General features: G+C 63.7%; 22 protein-coding genes and 1 tRNA gene. 16 read left to right on the plus strand and 7 right to left on the minus strand.

Annotation, left to right across the window (positions count from 1 at the left end; translation table 11 throughout):
• Positions 1-24 precede the first annotated feature (24 nt).
• Positions 25-1002: a Bug family tripartite tricarboxylate transporter substrate binding protein gene (locus IE116_RS00500; RefSeq protein ID WP_189608855.1), complete on the minus strand. Its 978-nt coding sequence runs from the start codon at positions 1000-1002 to the stop codon at positions 25-27.
• A 189-nt stretch (positions 1003-1191) separates the two neighbouring features.
• On the opposite strand from IE116_RS00500, the gene IE116_RS00505 reads away from it, so the two are divergent.
• From IE116_RS00505 to opgC, 5 genes are all read left to right on the plus strand, one after another.
• A complete protein-coding gene (locus IE116_RS00505) occupies positions 1192-2109 on the plus strand; it encodes a LysR family transcriptional regulator (protein ID WP_189608857.1) in 918 nt (305 codons plus the stop codon).
• 173 nt (positions 2110-2282) lie between these two features.
• Positions 2283-3044, plus strand: a complete 762-nt coding sequence (locus IE116_RS00510) for an endonuclease/exonuclease/phosphatase family protein (protein ID WP_189608858.1) — start codon at positions 2283-2285, stop codon at positions 3042-3044.
• Positions 3041-4285, plus strand: coding sequence for a cardiolipin synthase ClsB (gene clsB, locus IE116_RS00515; RefSeq protein WP_189608859.1), 1245 nt, complete (start codon positions 3041-3043; stop codon positions 4283-4285). Before IE116_RS00510 ends, clsB begins: the two co-directional genes overlap by 4 nt.
• A gap of 16 nt (positions 4286-4301) precedes the next feature.
• Positions 4302-5276 carry a lysylphosphatidylglycerol synthase domain-containing protein gene (locus tag IE116_RS00520; protein WP_189608860.1) on the plus strand — a complete coding sequence of 325 codons (975 nt, stop codon included), beginning with the start codon at positions 4302-4304 and terminating at the stop codon, positions 5274-5276.
• A gap of 97 nt (positions 5277-5373) precedes the next feature.
• Positions 5374-6639: an OpgC domain-containing protein gene (gene opgC / locus IE116_RS00525; protein WP_229827934.1), complete on the plus strand. Its 1266-nt coding sequence runs from the start codon at positions 5374-5376 to the stop codon at positions 6637-6639.
• On the opposite strand, the gene IE116_RS00530 is transcribed toward opgC, so the two are convergent.
• Positions 6581-7336: an SGNH/GDSL hydrolase family protein gene (locus IE116_RS00530; protein WP_229827935.1), complete on the minus strand. Its 756-nt coding sequence runs from the start codon at positions 7334-7336 to the stop codon at positions 6581-6583. The two genes, opgC and IE116_RS00530, sit on opposite strands and share 59 nt — an antisense overlap.
• 193 nt (positions 7337-7529) lie before the next feature.
• Here IE116_RS00530 and IE116_RS00535 point away from each other — a divergent pair, with 193 nt between their 5' ends.
• From IE116_RS00535 to IE116_RS00545, 4 genes are all read left to right on the plus strand, one after another.
• Positions 7530-8006 (plus strand): hemerythrin domain-containing protein, encoded by a 477-nt coding sequence (locus tag IE116_RS00535; protein ID WP_189608861.1) that lies wholly within the window; start codon positions 7530-7532, stop codon positions 8004-8006.
• A gap of 85 nt (positions 8007-8091) precedes the next feature.
• A tRNA-Met gene (locus tag IE116_RS00540) sits at positions 8092-8168 on the plus strand.
• Between the two features lie 16 nt (positions 8169-8184).
• Positions 8185-8319, plus strand: a complete 135-nt coding sequence (locus IE116_RS26030; RefSeq protein WP_268249225.1) for a hypothetical protein — start codon at positions 8185-8187, stop codon at positions 8317-8319.
• Entirely contained in the window at positions 8316-8678 is a 363-nt protein-coding gene (locus tag IE116_RS00545; protein WP_189608864.1) for a hypothetical protein, read from the plus strand. The genes IE116_RS26030 and IE116_RS00545 overlap by 4 nt, the downstream gene beginning before the upstream one ends.
• 121 nt (positions 8679-8799) lie before the next feature.
• Here IE116_RS00545 and IE116_RS00550 read toward each other — a convergent pair whose 3' ends face one another.
• A complete protein-coding gene (locus tag IE116_RS00550; protein ID WP_189608866.1) occupies positions 8800-8958 on the minus strand; it encodes a hypothetical protein in 159 nt (52 codons plus the stop codon).
• Positions 8959-9354: 396 nt separating this feature from the next.
• On the opposite strand from IE116_RS00550, the gene IE116_RS00555 reads away from it, so the two are divergent.
• The 6 genes from IE116_RS00555 to IE116_RS00580 all read left to right on the plus strand — a co-directional run bounded on the left by IE116_RS00555 (position 9355) and on the right by IE116_RS00580 (position 13557).
• Complete coding sequence (locus IE116_RS00555) at positions 9355-9867, plus strand: hypothetical protein (RefSeq protein ID WP_189608868.1); 513 nt, start codon at positions 9355-9357, stop codon at positions 9865-9867.
• Between the two features lie 52 nt (positions 9868-9919).
• Entirely contained in the window at positions 9920-10147 is a 228-nt protein-coding gene (locus IE116_RS00560) for a Nif11-like leader peptide family natural product precursor (protein ID WP_189608870.1), read from the plus strand.
• Positions 10148-10274: 127 nt separating this feature from the next.
• The gene (locus tag IE116_RS00565) at positions 10275-11327 is read left to right on the plus strand and encodes a GGDEF domain-containing protein (RefSeq protein WP_189608872.1); all 1053 of its coding nucleotides are present in this window, start codon (positions 10275-10277) and stop codon (positions 11325-11327) included.
• Positions 11328-11364: 37 nt separating this feature from the next.
• Positions 11365-11559, plus strand: coding sequence for a hypothetical protein (locus IE116_RS00570; RefSeq protein WP_189608874.1), 195 nt, complete (start codon positions 11365-11367; stop codon positions 11557-11559).
• Positions 11560-11652: 93 nt separating this feature from the next.
• A complete protein-coding gene (gene dusA, locus IE116_RS00575; protein WP_268249226.1) occupies positions 11653-12714 on the plus strand; it encodes a tRNA dihydrouridine(20/20a) synthase DusA in 1062 nt (353 codons plus the stop codon).
• Between the two features lie 105 nt (positions 12715-12819).
• Positions 12820-13557 carry a P-loop NTPase family protein gene (locus tag IE116_RS00580; protein WP_189608876.1) on the plus strand — a complete coding sequence of 246 codons (738 nt, stop codon included), beginning with the start codon at positions 12820-12822 and terminating at the stop codon, positions 13555-13557.
• 15 nt (positions 13558-13572) lie between these two features.
• Here IE116_RS00580 and IE116_RS00585 read toward each other — a convergent pair whose 3' ends face one another.
• The 3 genes from IE116_RS00585 to wrbA are packed head-to-tail and all read right to left on the minus strand — an operon-like array spanning position 13573 to position 16134.
• A complete protein-coding gene (locus tag IE116_RS00585) occupies positions 13573-15021 on the minus strand; it encodes an FAD-binding oxidoreductase (protein WP_189608878.1) in 1449 nt (482 codons plus the stop codon).
• 31 nt (positions 15022-15052) lie between these two features.
• On the minus strand, positions 15053-15526 hold the full coding sequence (locus IE116_RS00590; protein ID WP_189608880.1) for a DUF2069 domain-containing protein: 474 nt from the start codon (positions 15524-15526) through the stop codon (positions 15053-15055).
• On the minus strand, positions 15523-16134 hold the full coding sequence (gene wrbA, locus IE116_RS00595; protein ID WP_189608883.1) for an NAD(P)H:quinone oxidoreductase: 612 nt from the start codon (positions 16132-16134) through the stop codon (positions 15523-15525). The genes IE116_RS00590 and wrbA overlap by 4 nt, the downstream gene beginning before the upstream one ends.
• Positions 16135-16155: 21 nt before the next feature.
• Here wrbA and IE116_RS00600 point away from each other — a divergent pair, with 21 nt between their 5' ends.
• Positions 16156-17655: a YihY family inner membrane protein gene (locus tag IE116_RS00600; RefSeq protein ID WP_229827936.1), complete on the plus strand. Its 1500-nt coding sequence runs from the start codon at positions 16156-16158 to the stop codon at positions 17653-17655.
• Here the strand turns inward: IE116_RS00600 and IE116_RS00605 are convergent.
• A complete protein-coding gene (locus IE116_RS00605) occupies positions 17652-18500 on the minus strand; it encodes a DODA-type extradiol aromatic ring-opening family dioxygenase (protein ID WP_189608884.1) in 849 nt (282 codons plus the stop codon). The two genes, IE116_RS00600 and IE116_RS00605, sit on opposite strands and share 4 nt — an antisense overlap.
• Positions 18501-18505 lie beyond the last annotated feature (5 nt).

Raw genomic sequence — 18505 nt, forward strand, 5'->3', positions numbered from 1 at the left:
ATGACCCGGCGCGGGTACTGCGCATTACATGAGCTTTTCGATCTTGGCCGTGTCGATCACCTTGCGCCACTTGTCGATTTCAGTGACGAGGTACTTCGAGAACTCTTCTGGCGTGGTCGTCTGCGGCGTCAGGCCCAGTTCGGTCAGCTTCTTGTTGGTGGCAGGATCGGCCACCACGTCACGCACCGCTTTGTTGAGCTTGGCAACGATGGCCGGCGGCGTGCCCGTCTTGACCGCGATACCGTTCCACGAGGTGGCCACATAATTGGGCACGCCCGATTCCGCAATGGTCGGGACGTCCGGGAACATGGGGTTGCGCTTGGCCGAACCGATGCCGATCACGCGCAGGTCGCCGCTCTTGATGTTGCCGATGATCGCCGGCACCGTTTCGAACATGACCTGGACGTTGTTGCCGCGGACTGCAGACAGCACTTCGCCGCTTGACTTGAACGGCACCACCGGCACGGTAAGGCCCGACGTGGTGCGGAACAGTTCAGCCGACAGTTGTTGCGTGCTGCCAACACCGATCGTGCCGATATTGAAGCCGTCGGGGTTCTTGCGGGCGCTGGCCATGGCATCGGCAATGGTCTTGATCGGACTCTTGGCATCCACCGCCGCCACGATGTCGAACGAACCGATCAGCGACACCATCTGGAATTGTTTGACCGGATCGTACGGCAGCGAACGGAACATCGACGGGCTGACCGCGCTCTGGTTGCTGACCAGGAACAGGCTATAGCCGTCGGCGTCGCTGCGCAGCATGTTTTGCGCGCCGCTGATGCCGCCTGCGCCGGCGTAGTTCTCAACCACAACCGCCTTGCCGAGCTTTTCCGCCAGGCCCTGGGCCACGACGCGCGCGGTCACGTCCGCTACACCGCCCGGGCCGAAGGGCACGACGATGCGCAGAGGCTTGGTGGGGTAATCCTGGGCGTTGGCGCCGGTGGTAGCGATCATCCCGAAGGCGAGGCCTGCGCACAGGCGAGCGAGCATAGAGCGTTTCATGTCTTCCTCTTATGGTGGAAGCCGGCGTGGATCCTTTGCAGCGCATGGTCCTGCCGACATTCTCGAAACTACGTGTCGTCAATACAGTGATTGTGGGCCCTTACGACCCTCCAGAATAGACAATACTCTACTATCTGTTATGTTTAAAACGAATGATCCTCATTAGACGGGTCATCGCCGGAGCACATCATGGAATTAAGGCAGCTGGAATGCTTTGTTCGCGTCGTCGAACTGGGCAGCGTCACCCGGGCGGCCATCACGCTGAATCTGTCGCAACCTGTGGTCAGCAGGCACGTGCGGCAGCTGGAAGTCGAACTGAAAGAGCATCTGCTGTCGCGCAATGGCCGAGGCGTCTCGCCCACCGATGCCGGCAGGCGCCTGCTGGAGCGGGGCAAGGGCATCCTGCACCAGGTGGAGCTGGCCAAGCAGGAAGTCGAAGAGCAGCGCGCGTCCCCCAGCGGGAAAGTCGTGGTGGGGATGCCACCCAGTGTCGGCAAGGCCATGACGGTGAATCTGGTGACCCAGTTTCGCGAGCACTTTCCCAAGGCGTCGCTGGGCGTGATCGAGGCGCTGACCGTGTCCATGCATGAATGGCTGCTGCTGGGCCGCCTGGACTTCGCCTTGCTCTACAACCCGCCGATCAGCCAGCAGGTCATCTCCGAACATGTGTGGTCCGAAGACCTGTACCTGATCGGCGCCGATGTCCCCCACCGTCCCATGCCTGCCGAAGTGCCGATGGCCGAGTTGCCGGCGTGGCCGGTGATCGTGCCCAGCCAGCCCAATGCGCTGCGCAACCTGGCGGAAGTGGAATGTGCGCGCCTGGGCGTCAAGCTGAACATCACGCTGGAAGTCGATTCGATCGAGTCCTTGCTGGACCTGGTCGACCGCGGCATGGGCTACGCCATCCTGTCGCGCAACGCCATTCTTGGGCGGGCGCAGCGGCCGAACCTTCGGGCCGCGCATATCGTCTCGCCCAATCTGGGCAGTCGGCTGGTGATCGCCTCGTCGGCACAGCGTCCCCTGACGCGGCTGGCGCAGGGCACGATGGAGCTGATCAAGGCGCAGATCCTGGCGGGTGGGCTTCAGGGCGACCGGCGCCGGGGATAACGACTGTTCCGTGCATGCTATCGTCGGCGGCGCTGACGGCGTCCTGAACGCTGTCGGCCTGTCCGCGGGTGCTCGCCCCTGCGGCCGCAGCAATGTTTACCGACAATACCTTGCTGTTGAGCAGGAATGCTTCTTGCGCAGTCCCGTCGTGCCACTTTTACCGAGCGAGGCTTATGTCGGAGACTACCCAGCCCTTGACCATCCGTATCCTGACGGTCAACACGCACAAGGGGTTCACTTTTTTCAACCGGCGGTTCATTTTGCATGAGCTGCGCGATGCCGTCCGCAACGTGGCGGCTGACGTGGTATTCCTGCAGGAAGTGCTCGGCACGCATGACAAGCATTCGAACCGGTACACCAACTGGCCCGAGGTGTCGCAGTACGAGTTCCTGGCGGATACGATCTGGACCGACTTTGCGTATGGCCAGAATGCCGTCTATCCGGCCGGCCACCATGGCAATGCCTTGCTGTCGAAGTTTCCGATCCTGCGTTACGAGAACCGCGATGCTTCTGTCAGCGGTCCGGAACGCCGTGGCCTGCTGCATTGTGTACTGAAGGGTCCGAACGACATCGAGATCCACGCCGTCTGCGTCCACCTGGGATTGCAGGAAGGGCACCGCCGGCAGCAACTCGAGATGTTGTGCGAACTGATCCGTGCCGAGGTGCCGGACAACGCGCCACTGATCATTGCAGGCGATTTCAACGATTGGCGCATGCGCGCCGGACAGATCCTGAAAAAGGGCGCAGGCCTGGAAGAGGTGTTTGTCGAAGCCCATGGACGCGAGCGCAAGACTTTTCCGGCGCGCTTTCCCTTGCTGGCGCTCGACCGCATCTACGTGCGCAACGTGCGGATCCACCAGCCGGTGGCTCTGAGCATGCGCCCGTGGTCCCATCTGTCCGACCATGCGCCGCTGGCTGCGGAGTTGACACTATGAAATGGGAATGGGTGCCGGGCAACCGGATCCGCCTGCTGGAAAACGGCGAGGACTTCTTTCCTCGTGTGTTCGAAGCGATTGCGAATGCCAAGAAAGAAGTGCTGCTCGAAACCTTTATCCTGTTCGAGGACAAAGTAGGATTCGAGCTGCGCGACGTGCTTGTCGCGGCGGCGCAGCGCGGTGTCGAAGTCCTGGTCACGGTGGACGGCTACGGGTCGAGCGAATTGACGCCGGAGTTCCTGGCGTCGCTGACGACCGCCGGCGTGCGTTTCCATGTCTTCGACCCCCGCCCCAAGGTGCTGGGCATGCGCACCAACTTGTTCCGGCGCATGCACCGCAAGATCGTGGTGGTGGATGGCGAGATCGGGTTCATTGGCGGGATCAACTATTCCGCCGAACACCTGGGCGACTTCGGACCGCAAGCCAAGCAGGACTATGCGGTCGAGGTCGAAGGCCCGATCGTTGACACCATCCACCGCTTTGCGCGCGCCGTGCTGACGCAGCCCGACCGTCGTCGCCGCTGGCGGGGCCGGGCCGACACGCCCTCGGTCACGCAAAATCGCGACACCGCGGGCGACGCGCAGGCGCTGTTCGTGACACGTGACAACGAGCGGCACCATACCGACATCGAACAGCACTACCGGATCGCCATTCGCGCGGCACGCAGTGAAATCACGATCGCCAACGCCTATTTCTTTCCGGGCTACCGATTGCTGCGCGACCTGGCCAAGGCCGCGAGACGTGGTGTGAAGGTCACGCTGATTCTGCAGGGCGAACCCGACATGCCGATCGTGAAGGTCGCGGCGCATCTGCTGCACGACTATCTGCTGTCGGCAGGCGTGACCATCTATGAATATTGCCAACGGCCCCTGCATGGCAAGGTGGCCTACGCCGATGACGAATGGTCGACCGTGGGATCGAGCAACCTGGACCCGCTCAGCCTGTCCTTGAACCTCGAAGCGAACCTGATCATTCGCGACAAGCCGTTCAACGCCGTGCTGCGGGAACGCCTTCAGTACCTGATCGCCCATCACTGCAAGAAGATCGAGCCCGAGCCCGGCCGCCGCCGTTCCATCTGGCGCCTGACGCTGGGCTTTCTGGTGTTTCACGTGCTGCGCCGTTTCCCGGCATGGATAGGCTGGTTGCCTGCCCACACGCCGCGCCTGGCGCGTGTCACGCCGCCCCCGCAGGCACTGGCAGAAAAGGCCGATACCGAGCGGGGGGCCGCATGCGAATCCTGAACCCGGGGCGCCAGCCATGACCGACGCGGTGCATCCGCAAGACGCTGCGCAGGGCGCAAAAAAGCCGTGGTGGCCCTGGGCCAAACGACTGCTGACCCTGGTGTTCTTTGTTCTGGTGATCTGGCTGCTTGTCACCCAGGCCCGGTCGGTTGACTGGGGAGAAGTGCGCGAGTCCATCACGGCCTACAAGACGTCGACCCTCGCGCTGGCCGTCCTGCTGGCCGCGGCCAGTCACCTGCTGTTCAGTTCGTTCGACCTGCTCGGGCGCCTGTACACCCAGCATGGATTGAGCAAGCTGAAGGTGCTGCTGGTCGCGTCGATCAGCTACGTGTTCACACTGAATCTGGGCGCGCTGGTGGGCGGCGTGGGCTTCCGCTATCGGCTGTATACGCGGCTGGGGCTCGACAAGGGCGTCATCACGCGGGTGTATGCCTTGAGCGTGATCAGCAATTGGCTGGGCTACTTCGTGCTGGGCGGTGCGGCGTTTCTGTTCGCGCCGATCGACGTGCCCGATGGCTGGAAGGTCGGATCGACGGCGCTGCAGGTGCTGGGCGCGGCCTTGCTGGCGATCGCGGTGGTGTATTTCTGCCTGTGCGCCTTTTCCAAGAAACGTACGTACACGATTCGCAAGCAGGAACTGACGCTGCCCGGTTTCCGGCTTGCCGCAACGCAGTGCGCGATTTCGGTGGTGAACTGGTCGATCATGGCCAGCATCATCTACTTGCTGTTGCAGCAGAAAATCGAGTTCACGGCGGTGCTGACGGTGCTGCTGATGAGCGCCGTGGCAGGGGTGCTGACCCACGTTCCGGCGGGGTTGGGCGTGCTGGAAGCCGTCTTCATCGCGATGCTGGGCGACCGGATGCCCGCTTCGGCGCTGTTGGCCGCCTTGCTGGCCTATCGGGCGATTTACTATCTCATTCCCCTGGTGATCGGGACGGTGGCCTACGCGGTGACCGAAGCGCGCGCCAAGAAAATGAAGCAGGCGGGCTGAGCCCGACGCCATGTTGCCTTACCGTGGACCCCCTTTGCCCGTGACCATGCCGCCTTCCGCCACACCTTCCCACTCCGCCGCGTCCGCTTCGGTCGGCATGGCCGCACCGCCTTCGGCGGGGCGGTCGCGCCGCTGGGAACTCGACGCCCTGCGCGGCCTTATGCTGGTGCTGATGCTCTCGACGCATCTGCCCACCTTTTTTGCCCTGCCCCTGGGCCAGCCCTTCGGCTTCGTATCGGCCGCCGAAGGCTTTGTGATGCTGTCGGCCTACATGGCGGGCCTGGTCTACACGCAGCGATCCATGAAGGACGGCATTCCCGCCATGCGCAAGGCCTTCCTGCGGCGCGCGCTGGTGGTCTACCTGTGCCAGGCGGCGTCGCTGCTGTTCCTGTTCACGGTGATCGCCTGGCTGGGCATGACCTTCGACCAGGCGGCTGCCCGCAACCTGATTTCCTTCTACCTGGCACACCCCGGCACAGGCCTGTGGACATCGCTGCTGCTCATCTATAACCCGCCGCTGCTCGATATCCTTCCGATCTACGTCATGTTCATGCTGCTCAGCCCCTGGGTGCTGGCGTATGGCCTGCAGCACGGCTGGCGCGCCATCGCGGCCTTGAGCGGCGCGCTGTGGGTGGCGACGCAGTTCGGGCTGTCCAAGGTCTTGTACGACTGGCTGGTGGCCATGACGGGCCTGTCGGTGCCGTTTCGCGAGACCGGGTCGTTCGAGACGTTTGCGTGGCAAGCCTTGTGGATCTTTGGCTTGTGGATGGGCGCCCGGCATGCCCAAACGCCAGCCGAAGCGCGCGGCGCATTCCCGCGCTGGCTGGTCAACGCGTCCATCGTCATTGCCGTGGTGTTCTTTATCTGGCGCCACCTGACCGGCCAGGAACCGTTCGCGATGGGTCACCCGGTCAACTTCATCTTCGACAAGTGGCATCTGGGCCCGATGCGTCTGATCGACTTTTTTGCCCTGATGATCCTGGTGATTCACTTCGAATCGTGGCTCAAGGCCCGTGCCCCGCGGATGAAATGGCTGGAGACGATGGGCGCCGCGTCCTTGCCAGTGTTCTGTGCGCACCTGGTGCTGGTGCTGCTGGCGCTGGCCCTGTTGGGCGAGACCAATCCCGACCGCCCGATGTGGATCGATCCGGTCATGTTCGTGGGCTGCATCGTCATTCTTTATATCGTGGCGCGCCTGGTGCTGGCGTTCGAGGCGCGCGGCACGCGCAAAAAAGCCGCCGCGGAGCCGGCTGATGCAAATGCAGTGCGGGGAGCAGGCGGAGAGGGTGCCGGCGCCTTGCGGACTAGCGCGCCGCCTGCTGCGTCGTCCCCATCGTCGACGAATCCAGATGTGCCGAGATGATGGTGCGCCACAGCGCGTAGCCCGAGGCATTCAGGTGCAGGTCGTCTTCGCGGAAGAGTTCGCCGCGCGGCTTGCCTGATGCGTTCATCATCGGCGTGAAAATATCGATGTAAGCGGCATTCGCTACCGATTGCGTATACGACTGGATCATGGCGTTCGTTTCGCGGATCTGCGGCAGCAGCTGCGTGCGCGACGGGCTGGGCTTGATCGAGATGTACACGATACGGGTGTCGGGCAGCGAGTCCCGTACGCCCTCGACAAAGTTCGAAAAGCTCTTGAGCACGTCCTGCGGCGTCAGGCCTTCCGCCAGATCGTTGTCACCCGCATAGACCAGCACTACCTTGGGCTTGTAGGGCGTGACCAGCTTTTGCAGGTGCGTCGCACAGTCCAGCATGCGCGAGCCGCCAAAGCCCCGCTTGACCACCACCGGCAAGGACTTGAAATCGGTTTCAAGGTCGCTCCACATGCGGATCGACGAGCTTCCCACGAAGAGGACGCCGCCCGGCTTGGGCGCGTGCAGTTTGTCTTCTTCGGCAAAGGCGGCAAAGCTTGCATCCCAGCGTGTATCGATGGCCGGCCGACTGACGGCGGGCGCATTGACCGCAACGACGCTCTGGGCGTTGGCAAGGGGGATTCCGGCAAGTCCGAACACACCGGAAAGCGTGCACGTCAGGGCAATACGGCGAATCGACGTCATTCAATACCTTGTGATGGCGGGGAAAGAGAAGATGGCCGGGCTGCTGCGAGCCGGTGTCCCATAATAGGACTAAGACATTGAAAAGAAAAAGGAAATTTGGTTGGATGTTGCAATGATGGCGGCTTGTCAAGGGAACAGGGCGGGCACGCCGATTGCTGAGTATCCCCTGTCAAAACCTACTCTGGAGAATTCCATGAACAAGTCTTCCATCCCCGCAGGTCAGAAGGTCGCCCTCAGCTTGTTGCTCGACGATCACCGCAAGGCCAAGAAGCTGTTCAAGGCGTTCGAAGACGCCAAGGACGATTCGGAAAAAGAAACCATCGCCCGTGAAGTCTGTATGGAATTGACCGTGCACACGCAGCTGGAAGAAGAGCTTTTCTATCCGGCGCTGCGCAAGGCGGACGAAGTTTTTGCCGACATGCTCGACGAAGCCGAAGTGGAACACGCCAGCGCCAAGGACCTGATTGCGCAGGTCGAGGCCATGCACCCGGGCGAAGCTCTGTTTGACGCCAAGGTCACCGTGCTGGGCGAATACGTGAGCCATCACGTTGAAGAAGAAGAGGAAGAAATGTTCACGAAGGTCGTCAGCAAGAAGGTCGACCTGAAGGCACTGGGCGAGCAGATGAAGGCTCGCAAGGAAGAACTGATGCAGGCGGCCATGGCGACCTGATCGGCATTGCGCAGGCTGCGGTGGCGGGGCCGCGGGCCCGGTCCAAGCAGCCAGTGCAAAAATGGTGTAATATTCATTTCTCAGACGCGGGGTGGAGCAGTCTGGCAGCTCGTCGGGCTCATAACCCGAAGGTCACAGGTTCAAATCCTGTCCCCGCAACCAGATTTTCAGAACGGCCTTGGTGCTTTTGCATCAAGGCCGTTTTGCTTTGGCTTCAGCCTTGTTGTTATGGGCCGAGGCGACCTTCCTTTTGGCCCAGGCCGTTTTCTTTGGTGCGATGGATGTCGTGTTTGTGACGGAGCAGATGGCGTGAATCGGATCGTCAAGTGGGCACTGATCGTGGCCGTGGTGGGCATCGCAGGCTGGATCGCAAGCGTCTTGTTGACCGATACGCCTGACAAACACGCGCAACGCGTGGATGCCGCAATCTTGCGGCAATGTCAGAACGCGATTCGAAGTCTGGCGCGCTTTGGCGACTCGGATCGCCCGGGCCCCGCCACTGGCGTTCGCAGCGAAGGCCGCATCACATTCGACTGGCCCGAAGGCAGCTTTTTCTTTCTTCAGGGCGACAATACCCGCGCCCCGCAGTCGGCACGGTGCCGTGCGCGTCTGGATACCCAGACCATTATTTATCTGCAGCTGCGCGACCAGGTCATCGTCGACGACAAATAGATCGGGCTTTGGTTGGCTGTAAAAAGCAGAACGGGCCTTGCGGCCCGTTGTCATGACATCTCCCGCCACATGCTGCGCGGTAGATGCCGCCGGGAATGCCCCGGCCGATCAAAAAAGCGGACTAGCCGCCCATGGTCATTCTCATGAGCGCATCTGACGCATTGCGCTCTTGAATATCTGCGGTCTTTGCCGCTTTACAGAGTCCCAGGGCCAAGAGAAGTGCCATTGCCGGAAAAGAAACCGCAATGAGCGCTATGACCAAGAATGTTGATGCATGCATGTCTCGCTCCTCATATTTTTTGTGATGGTGCGATTCCAATATAGATCCGCTTGCCCTCGGGCGATGCTCGGGACTTCCCTGTAGTTGTTACAGGGTGAAGACAAACTGCCACCACAGGATTAAGGGCTTTCACCAAGCTGTCCCCGCGTTGGTGCATAACCGCGGGTTATGTTTCTCCCAGAACCCTCGGTGCGCTGGCTGCGCAAACAAAAAAAGAGCGGGGGATCAGAAGGGAAAAGCGGCCTTGGCTTGCTATCCGCAAGTTGTGGGCCCGCTCCGGATCGGGTCGATGCCGCCCGGCCTTATGCTTCCGGTTGCAGTCCCACACAAGCGCTTGCCATGCGGACATGGTGGGACGCCTAGAATGCGGACTGGATCTTTCCCCGAAGGTGTCCCATGTCCCATGCTTCCTGCACTGCCTTGATATCTGTTCCTTCCGCGTTGCGCCATGTGCTGGCGGGATCGGGCGCGGCCGTCGTGTTGATGACCGCGGCCACCGCCTACGCGCAACCCGTCGACCAGGTCTGCCAGAAGACGCTGAACGGCATCAGCATCTGCGACGTGGCACGAGACGTTGCAGGCAAGACTGCCGCGCAGCTGACACCGGCCACGCCGCCAGCGGCTCCGCCGGGCGCCACCCAGGCCATGCGCTACACGCGCGTCTATGCCCAGAGCAACCAGGTGGTGCTGGTCGGCCAGCTGTCGTCGGATCCGGTCGCCATGGCCCAGGGCTTTGCGTCGTCGGGCAAGACCTTGGACCAGGCGCGTGAAGAGATGATCCTGGCCGGCCGCCAGAGTGCGTGCGCACCTGCGTCACGGCCCTTCATCGATGCCGGCGGCGCCATCCGGATGACCGTGAATTTCCCGGACGGCTCGCCCTTCATGGACACCGTCTACGCGCGTTGCTGACGGCAGGGGCGCGCGCTCCTACAATCCGGCATTCATGCCCCGGAGCGCGACCATGTCACAGCAACACGTACTGGCATTTTTCCGTCTGCTTCACGATGACCCGCACCTGGCCGAGCGGGTGCACGACATACCCGATGCCGCCGACGCACCGAATCGCCTGTTGGAAATAGCCGCGTCGGTCGGCCTGCCGTTCACCCTGCGCGAACTCTATGCCGAACGCGACCGGGATCGTGACGGCTTCCAGGCGAGCGTGCCGGCGATCATGCGAAGAATGAAGTAGGCCTCTGGCGTGCTGCCACGCCCGAGCCTCCCTTGCAACGCCAGGCAAGATTATCGGCCCTGCTGTCTTCCGGGAGCTACGTATTAGCGGCTAGTATGGCGGCTGCGCGTAGTCGAGAAGCCGGTTCATGAATGGATTGTTAGGCCGTCGTCGTCGCCTGATCATCAGTGCGATGTGTGCCTGTGCTGGAGTGGTCGTCGGGGTGTTGTGGTGGTTCGAAACGAGCGCGGGATTGATCTCGCCCTTCGACCGGTATGGCTATCCCTTCCTGCTTGCCCTGTTCGTGGGCGGCATGATCACCATCGTCAAGGCGCCGCGATATCGCGGCCATGCCGAGGGCATCGTCTACACGGGCGCCTCGCTGTATTTCATCGCCGCCTTGTTCTCGTTTACGGTCATCCAGGCCGACAACCGCATCTATACCGTCGCGAACACCCTGCAGTGGATGCCGATCATGTACGTGGCGGCCTTCGTGCTGTTTCGCCATCGCGTCGCCATCATCATGTCGGCCGGCATCTTCGTGCTGGCCATGCTGCCCAGTGTCGTCATCCTGGCTCTGTACGGCACCGGGTATTGGGACATGACGATCGCCGGCCTGCTGATCAACGCCTACACCGCCCACACCCTGATCCTGATCGCGCTGTCGCTGGTCGCGGTGCTGGACCGGGAATACGAACGCACGGCCCTGCTGGCGCGCAGCATGGAAACGGCAGCCTTGACCGACGGGTTGACCGGCATCGCCAACCGCCGCGGCCTGGACCAGATGTTTACCGGACTGTCGCAGCAACCTGGGGTGATGGTCGGGCTGATCCTGGTGGACGTGGACCATTTCAAACGGGTGAATGACATCTACGGCCATCTGGTTGGCGATGAGCTGTTGATTTTCCTGGTCCGCCACATCAACGAACAGTTGGGGCCCACGGACGTCCTGGGCCGATGGGGCGGGGAAGAGCTGCTGGTGGTATCGGTGGGCGTGGGCTACGACGCTACCCTGCAGCTGGCGGAGCGGATACGCGCGGTGATCTTCGCGTCCGCCCATCCGGTCGCCGGCCGCATCACCGTCAGCGCCGGCGTTACGGTCTGGACCAGCGGCACCCCGATTGCGGATGCCCTGCGCCAGGCCGACAAGGCCATGTACTGCGCCAAGACGCTGGGGCGCGATCGGGTCGAGGCGCTGTAGCACAATGCAGGTTGGCACAGTGAACCAGGATAGCTCCATGATGAAGACAAGCTGCGCGTTGATGGCGGCGCTCGTGCTCTGCGCCGGCTGCATTTCCGTGCCCGCGGGCGGCTCGCCCACCCCGGCCCCGGCATGCCCGTTCGGCCAGTCCAGCGGCAGCTGCACCCCCGACCGCGACAGCAATTTCTGCCCGCCGGGCGATGCGCGCAAGGGGGCGTGCAAGGTGCGGTAGCTGGAGGTATGGCGTGCAGGCAACGTCTGACATGTCCCGGCGCCGTCAGGCGGTAAACTCACGGGTTGTCCGCGTGATTCCTGGCAGAACTCTTTGACACCTCTTGAACTTCCGCTCGATGGGCGGGACTGGCGCCTGTGCGTCGCCCCCATGATCGATTGGACCGACCGGCATTGCCGCTTCTTCCATCGCCTGCTCGCGCCCCGTGCACGGCTGTACACCGAGATGATCACGACCGGCGCGCTGGCATACAGCGATCCGGAACGTCACCTCGATTTCGACGCGTCCGAACATCCTGTCGCCCTGCAATTGGGCGGCAGCGAGCTGGATGCGTTGGCCAAGTCTGCAAGGATGGGCGCCCAGTGGGGGTATGACGAGATCAACCTGAACTGCGGCTGTCCGTCGGAACGGGTACTGAAAGGATCGTTCGGCGCCTGCCTGATGGCCGAGCCGGCGCTGGTAGCGGACTGCTACAAGGCGATGCGCGACGCCGTCGATATTCCCGTCACGCTCAAGCATCGCATCGGGCTGGACAAGAACGAGTCCTACGATTTTGTGCGGGATTTCGTCGGCGCGTCGTACGACGCAGGCTGCCGGGTGTTCATCGTGCATGCGCGCAACGCGATCCTGAAGGGGCTGTCGCCGAAGGAAAACCGCGAGATCCCGCCGCTGCGGTACGACGTCGCCCGGCGCCTGAAGCGGGATTTTCCGGATGCGGTGTTCGTGCTCAATGGCGGCCTGCGGACGGCGGATCAGATCGTGGAAGAACTGGCGCCGCACGATGGCGTGGCGCTGGATGGCGTGATGATCGGGCGCGAGGCCTACCAGCGTCCGCGGTCCTTGTCGGAGATGTCGGCGCGCCTGTGGCCTGACGTGCCGTTGCCGTCCGATGAAGAGGTGGTCGATGCAATGACGGCCTACACGGCGGCCCGGATCGCCGCTGGCGAGCCGCTGCGCTGCGTGACACGGCACATTCTGAACCTGGTGAACGGGCAGGACGGCGCGCGGCGCTGGCGGCAGATGCTGTCGGATAACCGCCTGTTGAACGGCAATGACGCGCAATTGATCCGCGAGGCCTACGACACGGTCGTGGCGGCGGGCCAGGATCGGGCGGCGGAAAAGCGCGAGTACCTGCGCACTGTTGCCGAAAACTGAGCCGACTTCTGGCCGTTGCTCGGCGCATGGCCTGGAGCGACCCTGAGCGATACTTGCGCGGGCAACGGCCATAAGGGCTACTGCGTAGACGGGAAAGGACAGGACATGGCACAGATCGTTTGCGTGCTCGGTAACAAGGGCGGCACCGGCAAGACGACGCTGTCGCACATGATCGCGCACGGCATGGGGTTGCTGGGCAAACGCGTCGTCTGTGTGCTGACCGACCTCGAGCGCGAACGCCTGTCGAAAGAAGGCCGCAAATACCTGCCGTTCGACGCGCGCGAGGCCGACGCGCTGGGTCAGGTGATCACCACCCTGAACCATGTGGACGAATGGTTTGGTGTCATCGACGGCGGTGGCAACCGGTCGGACATGGACAGCCACCTGGCGTCGCTGGCCGATCTGGTCATTCTGCCGTTCCGCGATTCGCACGAAGATATCCGCACGGTGCTGCGCGACCTGGAATGGCTGCCGCGGGCCTGGGCCTTGCCGTTCCAGTGGCCGACCAACACGTGGTCGCGCGATGCCGCCAACAAGTCGGTCGAAATGTTCATGGGGCACTACCAGGACCGGATCCTGGACCCGATTCCCGCCCTGTCGTCGACCAAGTTGCTCTTGCAGGACAATGTGCCGGTGCGGCTGCCAGCCGCTTTGAACAGCGCCTGTCGGATCTTGGCGATGCAGGTGTTCGAGCTGCTGGGCGTGGACTACGAAAGCCTGCCCGATGATTCGGTGCCGGTCGGGACAGAGACTCCAGCGGGCCAGGACAAGCCGGCGTCGTCCAAGGCCGCAACCAAGAAGTCGTCCAGGCCGGCGCCATCGGTGATTCGCCGCGGCGCGTAACGATCATGGGGGCCGTCAGTCCCCGGTTACCGCGCTGTCCCCATCGCCCGTTCCCGCCAGCACCTTGCCCGGGTTCATCAGCCCCTTGGGGTCCAACGCGTCTTTGATCCGCCGCATCAAGGCCATTTCCAGCGGGCTCTTGTAGCGCAGCAGTTCGTCGCGCTTCAGTTGCCCGATGCCGTGTTCGGCGCTGATCGACCCCTGGTGCGCATGCACGCTGTCGTGCACGACGCGGTAGACGTCGTACTGCCGTGCCAGGAAGTCCGGCTCGGGCATCGTTTCGGGGCGGGTCAGGTTGTAGTGCAGATTGCCGTCGCCCAGGTGGCCGAAGGTGATGTTGCGCGCGCCGGGGATCAGGTCCTGCAGCAGGGCGTCGGTGGTGCGTACGTAGTCGGCAATGCTGGAGATCGGCACCGAGATATCGTGCTTGATGTTCTTGCCTTCGGTCGACTGCGCAAGCGAGATGCTTTCACGCAAGTGCCACAGCGCGCGGCCCTGTGCGATGCTGGCCGCCACGACCACGTCCTGCACCAGATCCGCTTCGAGCGCGGCTTCCAGCACCGTTTCGAAACGCTCGCGGCCATGGGCTTCGCTTTCGCTGTCGGACACTTCAAGCAGCGCAAACCACGGCGACATGGGCAGGGGCAGCGATTGCTGCGGGAACATGCGCACGACCAGGTCCAGGCTCACGCCCGACATCAGTTCGAAGCCGGTCAGCGATGCGCCAAATCCGGCGCGTGACCGCGCCAGCAGCGCCACCGCGTCGTCCACCGACCGCAGCGCCACCAGCGCCGTGCAGACGGCCACCGGCAGCGGGTACAGGCGCAGGGTGGCTGCGGTGATGATGCCCAGCGTGCCTTCGCTGCCGATGTACAGGTCGCGCAGGTCGTACCCGGTGTTGTCCTTGCGCAGTCCGCGCAGGCCTTCCCAGATCTCGCCATCCGGCGTGACCACTTCCAGGCCCAGTGCCAGTTCGCGCGTATTCCCATACCGCAGCACCTGCGTGCCGCCTGCGTTGGTCGCAAGGTTGCCGCCGACCGTGCAACTGCCTTCGGACGCGAGGCTGAGCGGGAACAGGCGGTCGGCTTCGCGCGCGGCCTGCTGCACGTTCTGCAGGATGCAGCCGGCTTCGACGGTGATCGTGTCGTTGGCGGTGTCGATGGCGCGGATCCGCTGCAGGCGCTGCAGGGAAATCACCACGGCTCGGCCCGACGCATCGGGCGTCGCGGCGCCGGCTAGGCCGGTGTTGCCCCCTTGCGGCACGACCGGCACGCCATGACTGGCGCAGCAGGCCATGACCGCGGCGACTTCCTGGGTCGAACCGGGCCGCAGCACGGCTTGCGCCGCGCCGGTGTAGCGTTGGCGCCAGTCGGTCAGGTACGGCGCGGCCGCATCACCAATGAGCACGTGATCGGTGCCGATCAGTCCGGTCAGCGCCTGCAGCAGGGGGGTCGAAGAAGTCATGACAACGTGGCCTGGAAAGAAATGGGGTCGTTCATAGCTGTTTATCGTGCGTCGCCGACTGCGCCGCAGCGGCCTCGGCTGCCTTCGCTGCCGTCTCGGCTGCGCTTTTCGCCTGCTTGTGCGCGCGTTTGGCCGGGCGCACATACAACACGGCGCACCAGAAGAAGACGGTGGACAGCAGCACTTCGACCCACGCCACGTTGGCCGAAAAACCCGGATCGCTGGTCGCGCGCACGATGCCTTCCATGAAGTACAGCAGCATCAGCATCGACGCCCACTGGAAGGTATAGAGGTTGCCGCGCAGCACGCCGCGCAGGGGCAGCAGCAGGGGCAGCGCCTTGAGCGCCAGCAGCGTGCCGCCCGGACGCACCGGCGCCAGCACGGTCTCCCACAGCACGCACAGCACGATCAATGCGATCAGCGAGACGGATGCGCCCAGCCGCAAACGGGGATTCAAGGCGGCGGGGGAGCGCGGCGGCGCGCCCTTGGTCAGGTCGTCGTTCATGCGTCGCCGCGTTGCCGGCCAAGGTGCAAGGCGCGCGCGGTCTGCGCGAGCCGGGTCCCCAGCACTTGCGCCAGGTGCTTTTCGTCGGCGCTGATCGGCAGGGTGTTGTCGAGGCCAGCCACGTGCGATGCGCCATAGGGCGTGCCGCCGGTGCGCGTGCCCATCAGGGCTGGTTCGGAATAGGGCAGGCCAACCATGACCATGCCATGGTGCAGCAGCGGAATCATCATCGACAGCAGGGTGGCTTCCTGCCCGCCATGCATCGAGCCGGTCGACGTGAACACCGCGCCGGGCTTGCCAGCCAGCGCGCCGCTCAGCCAGGCCGACGTGGTGCTGTCGATGAAGTGTTTCAACGGCGCCGCCATGTTGCCGTAGCGGGTGGGCGACCCCAGGGCAAGGCCGATGCAGTCGTCCAGATCGCTTTGCTCGACATACGGCGGACCGTCGTCGGGAATGGCGGGCGCCGTGGCTTCGCATACGGCCGACACCGGGGGCACCGTCCTTAGTCTGGCCGTCACCCCGGGCACGCGTTCGACGCCCAAGGCGATCTGTTCGGCCAGCTGGCGCGTCGCGCCCTGGCGGCTGTAGTACAAAATGAGAATATTCATAGGCCTGTATTATCTCTCGTCATGACCTTGCGCATACCATCCGAGAGCACCCCCGCCGGAACACCCGCAGCCCGGCCTGATTCGCACCCCGACTCCGCCCCGCAGGCGGCGCCAGCACCGGCCGCCGGCCCGTCCGACGCCGCGCCCCCCGAGGCGCATTCCGAAACGCCGCGCGGCATTGCCGCCCGCCGCGCGGCGTTGCGCGCCCGCTGGACCGCGAAGGAGTCGATGCTGAGCCGTATTGGACGCCTTTTGCGGTTCGCCGCCAAGCGTGCCGACGAAGAACGCATCACCCAGGTGGCGTCGAGCCTGACCTTCACGTCGGTGCTCTCGATGGTGCCCTTGCTGGCCGTGGCGCTGGCCCTGTTCACGGCCTTTCCGCTCTTCAATCAATTCCAGGGTGCGCTCGAAGAGTATCTCGTCACCAACCTGATGCCGCCGTCGGTCGCCCAGAACATCATGGGCTACCTGAACGACTTTGCGCAAAAGGCGTCGCGCCTGACCGCGATTGGCGGTGTGTTCCTGGTGTTCACCGCGCTGTCCCTGATGCTGACCATCGACCACGCGCTGAACGAGATCTGGCATGTACGCAAGGCGCGCGCGCTGCCGCAGCGGGTGTTGATCTACTGGGCCACGCTGACCCTTGGACCCGTGCTGATGGGCGCCAGCCTGTGGGCCACGTCCTTCCTGGCTCGCGAATCCATGGGGCTGGTCGGCAACACCCTGGCGCCGCTGGAAGTGCTGCTGTCGTTCCTGCCCATGGTGCTGACCGGCCTGGCCTTTGCCGCGCTGTTCATTGTGGTGCCGAACCGCCAGGTCGAACCGCGCGATGCCCTGACCGGGGGCTTTGCGGCCGCCGTCGTCCTTGAAATCATGAAGGCCTGCTTTGCGTATTACCTGACGCGCTTCCCGTCGTACACGGTCATCTACGGCGCCTTTGCGACCTTGCCGATCTTCTTGTTGTGGGTGTACCTGTCATGGCTCGTGACGCTGTTCGGCGCGATCCTGGCCGCCAGCCTGCCACTGATCCGCATGGGCCGGTGGGCCGACGAGCGGCATTCCGGCGCGCCGTTCATCGATGCCATTGCGATCCTGCGCGCACTGATCACCGCCCGCGCCAGCAAGAAAGTCGGCCTGAGCACGCGCAGCCTGCGCCACCGGCTGAATCTGCATCACGAAGAGCTGATGACCGTGCTCGATACCCTGTCGGACATCGGCTATATCGTGCGGGTCGGCGACGCCGGCACGTCGCGCGAACGCTGGGCGTTGATCTGCGATCCGGACACGGCCACGCTTGAACCCGTCTTCGACCGCCTGCTGCTCGATCGTCACCAGTTCATCAAGGAAGGCGCGGCGCCCTTGCTGACCGCGGTCAACTCGGCCTGGGTCAATCCCAAGGTGACGCTGACCCAGGCGCTGGCCGACGTGGACGATCTGCCCGACGAACACGCCTTGCTGAACGACCCGCTGGCCACGCTCGATCCCAAGGTGTTGCCGGCGGCGGAGCAGCAGGCGGGTTAGTCCAGCGACCAGTACGAGCCGCCCATGCCGCAGCGCATCTGCACGGACGGCACGTAGAACACGCTTTCGGCCTTGGCGTTGCCACATTCCGCGGCTGCGCCCATGGCGACGATCCATGCAAGCAATTCGCCTGCGCCGCCATCGCCGCCTGTCAGCAGCTTGTCGAACGTCAGTTCCTGCCGGACGCGGCCCAGGTCGCCACCTTCCAGCAATTCCATGAACCAGCGGTCAAAGCCTTCGTGCACGGTGAAATAGTCCTTGCCGCCCGGGTCATGCGACAGGCCGCCGGTGGCCATCAGCACGACACGTTCGTTGGATGGGAACGCGGCCACGGTGCGCGCAATTTGTGCGCCGACGGCCAGGCAACGTTCGGCGCTTGGCACGGGCGGCACGATCGGGTTCATGTGGATCGGCACGAAGCGCGGTTCATAACGCGGGAACAGGAACTTGAGCGGAACGGACCAGTTGTCGTCGAACAGCAATTGGTCGGCAAAGGCATGGTTGATGCCAGCCTTGGCCGCGTCCCGCACCAACGCGCGGCCCAGTTCCCGATGCCCCGTGATGGTGTAGTCGGGCACATTCAGCCAGTCCTTGAACCAGGGTGCCGGCCCCGCCCAGTCGTCACCCAGTCCCACGCAAAAGTCCGGCACGTTGTCGAGCGAAAAATTGAGCAGGTGGTCGTTGGCGACGCCAATGATGACATCGGGCTTGAGTTCGTCCATGCGGCGCGCGAATTCGGCGTAGCCCGCCAGCACGGCATCCTGTTCGTGCTGCGGGGATTTGTCGATCCAGCCGGTGACCCCGGGGGCGTGCGCAACGCCCAGGGCGGCAATCAGTTTGGCCATGGCAG

The organism is Pigmentiphaga litoralis, assembly GCF_014651835.1.
GTDB lineage: Bacteria > Pseudomonadota > Gammaproteobacteria > Burkholderiales > Burkholderiaceae_B > Pigmentiphaga > Pigmentiphaga litoralis.

What these genes read in the sequence shown, in the direction of transcription:
- IE116_RS00550 (WP_189608866.1), bottom strand. Translation starts at nt 8,958, where the DNA reads ATGCATGCATCAACATTCTTGGTCATAGCGCTCATTGCGGTTTCTTTT.
- IE116_RS00555 (WP_189608868.1), top strand. Translation starts at nt 9,355, where the DNA reads ATGTCCCATGCTTCCTGCACTGCCTTGATATCTGTTCCTTCCGCGTTG.
- IE116_RS00535 (WP_189608861.1), top strand. Translation starts at nt 7,530, where the DNA reads ATGAACAAGTCTTCCATCCCCGCAGGTCAGAAGGTCGCCCTCAGCTTG.
- IE116_RS00510 (WP_189608858.1), top strand. Translation starts at nt 2,283, where the DNA reads ATGTCGGAGACTACCCAGCCCTTGACCATCCGTATCCTGACGGTCAAC.
- IE116_RS00565 (WP_189608872.1), top strand. Translation starts at nt 10,275, where the DNA reads ATGAATGGATTGTTAGGCCGTCGTCGTCGCCTGATCATCAGTGCGATG.
- IE116_RS00500 (WP_189608855.1), bottom strand. Translation starts at nt 1,002, where the DNA reads ATGAAACGCTCTATGCTCGCTCGCCTGTGCGCAGGCCTCGCCTTCGGG.
- IE116_RS00530 (WP_229827935.1), bottom strand. Translation starts at nt 7,336, where the DNA reads ATGACGTCGATTCGCCGTATTGCCCTGACGTGCACGCTTTCCGGTGTG.
- IE116_RS00505 (WP_189608857.1), top strand. Translation starts at nt 1,192, where the DNA reads ATGGAATTAAGGCAGCTGGAATGCTTTGTTCGCGTCGTCGAACTGGGC.
- opgC (WP_229827934.1), top strand. Translation starts at nt 5,374, where the DNA reads ATGGCCGCACCGCCTTCGGCGGGGCGGTCGCGCCGCTGGGAACTCGAC.
- wrbA (WP_189608883.1), bottom strand. Translation starts at nt 16,134, where the DNA reads ATGAATATTCTCATTTTGTACTACAGCCGCCAGGGCGCGACGCGCCAG.
- IE116_RS00600 (WP_229827936.1), top strand. Translation starts at nt 16,156, where the DNA reads ATGACCTTGCGCATACCATCCGAGAGCACCCCCGCCGGAACACCCGCA.
- IE116_RS00585 (WP_189608878.1), bottom strand. Translation starts at nt 15,021, where the DNA reads ATGACTTCTTCGACCCCCCTGCTGCAGGCGCTGACCGGACTGATCGGC.
- IE116_RS00520 (WP_189608860.1), top strand. Translation starts at nt 4,302, where the DNA reads ATGACCGACGCGGTGCATCCGCAAGACGCTGCGCAGGGCGCAAAAAAG.
- IE116_RS00590 (WP_189608880.1), bottom strand. Translation starts at nt 15,526, where the DNA reads ATGAACGACGACCTGACCAAGGGCGCGCCGCCGCGCTCCCCCGCCGCC.
- clsB (WP_189608859.1), top strand. Translation starts at nt 3,041, where the DNA reads ATGAAATGGGAATGGGTGCCGGGCAACCGGATCCGCCTGCTGGAAAAC.
- IE116_RS00570 (WP_189608874.1), top strand. Translation starts at nt 11,365, where the DNA reads ATGATGAAGACAAGCTGCGCGTTGATGGCGGCGCTCGTGCTCTGCGCC.
- IE116_RS00605 (WP_189608884.1), bottom strand. Translation starts at nt 18,500, where the DNA reads ATGGCCAAACTGATTGCCGCCCTGGGCGTTGCGCACGCCCCCGGGGTC.
- IE116_RS00580 (WP_189608876.1), top strand. Translation starts at nt 12,820, where the DNA reads ATGGCACAGATCGTTTGCGTGCTCGGTAACAAGGGCGGCACCGGCAAG.
- IE116_RS00560 (WP_189608870.1), top strand. Translation starts at nt 9,920, where the DNA reads ATGTCACAGCAACACGTACTGGCATTTTTCCGTCTGCTTCACGATGAC.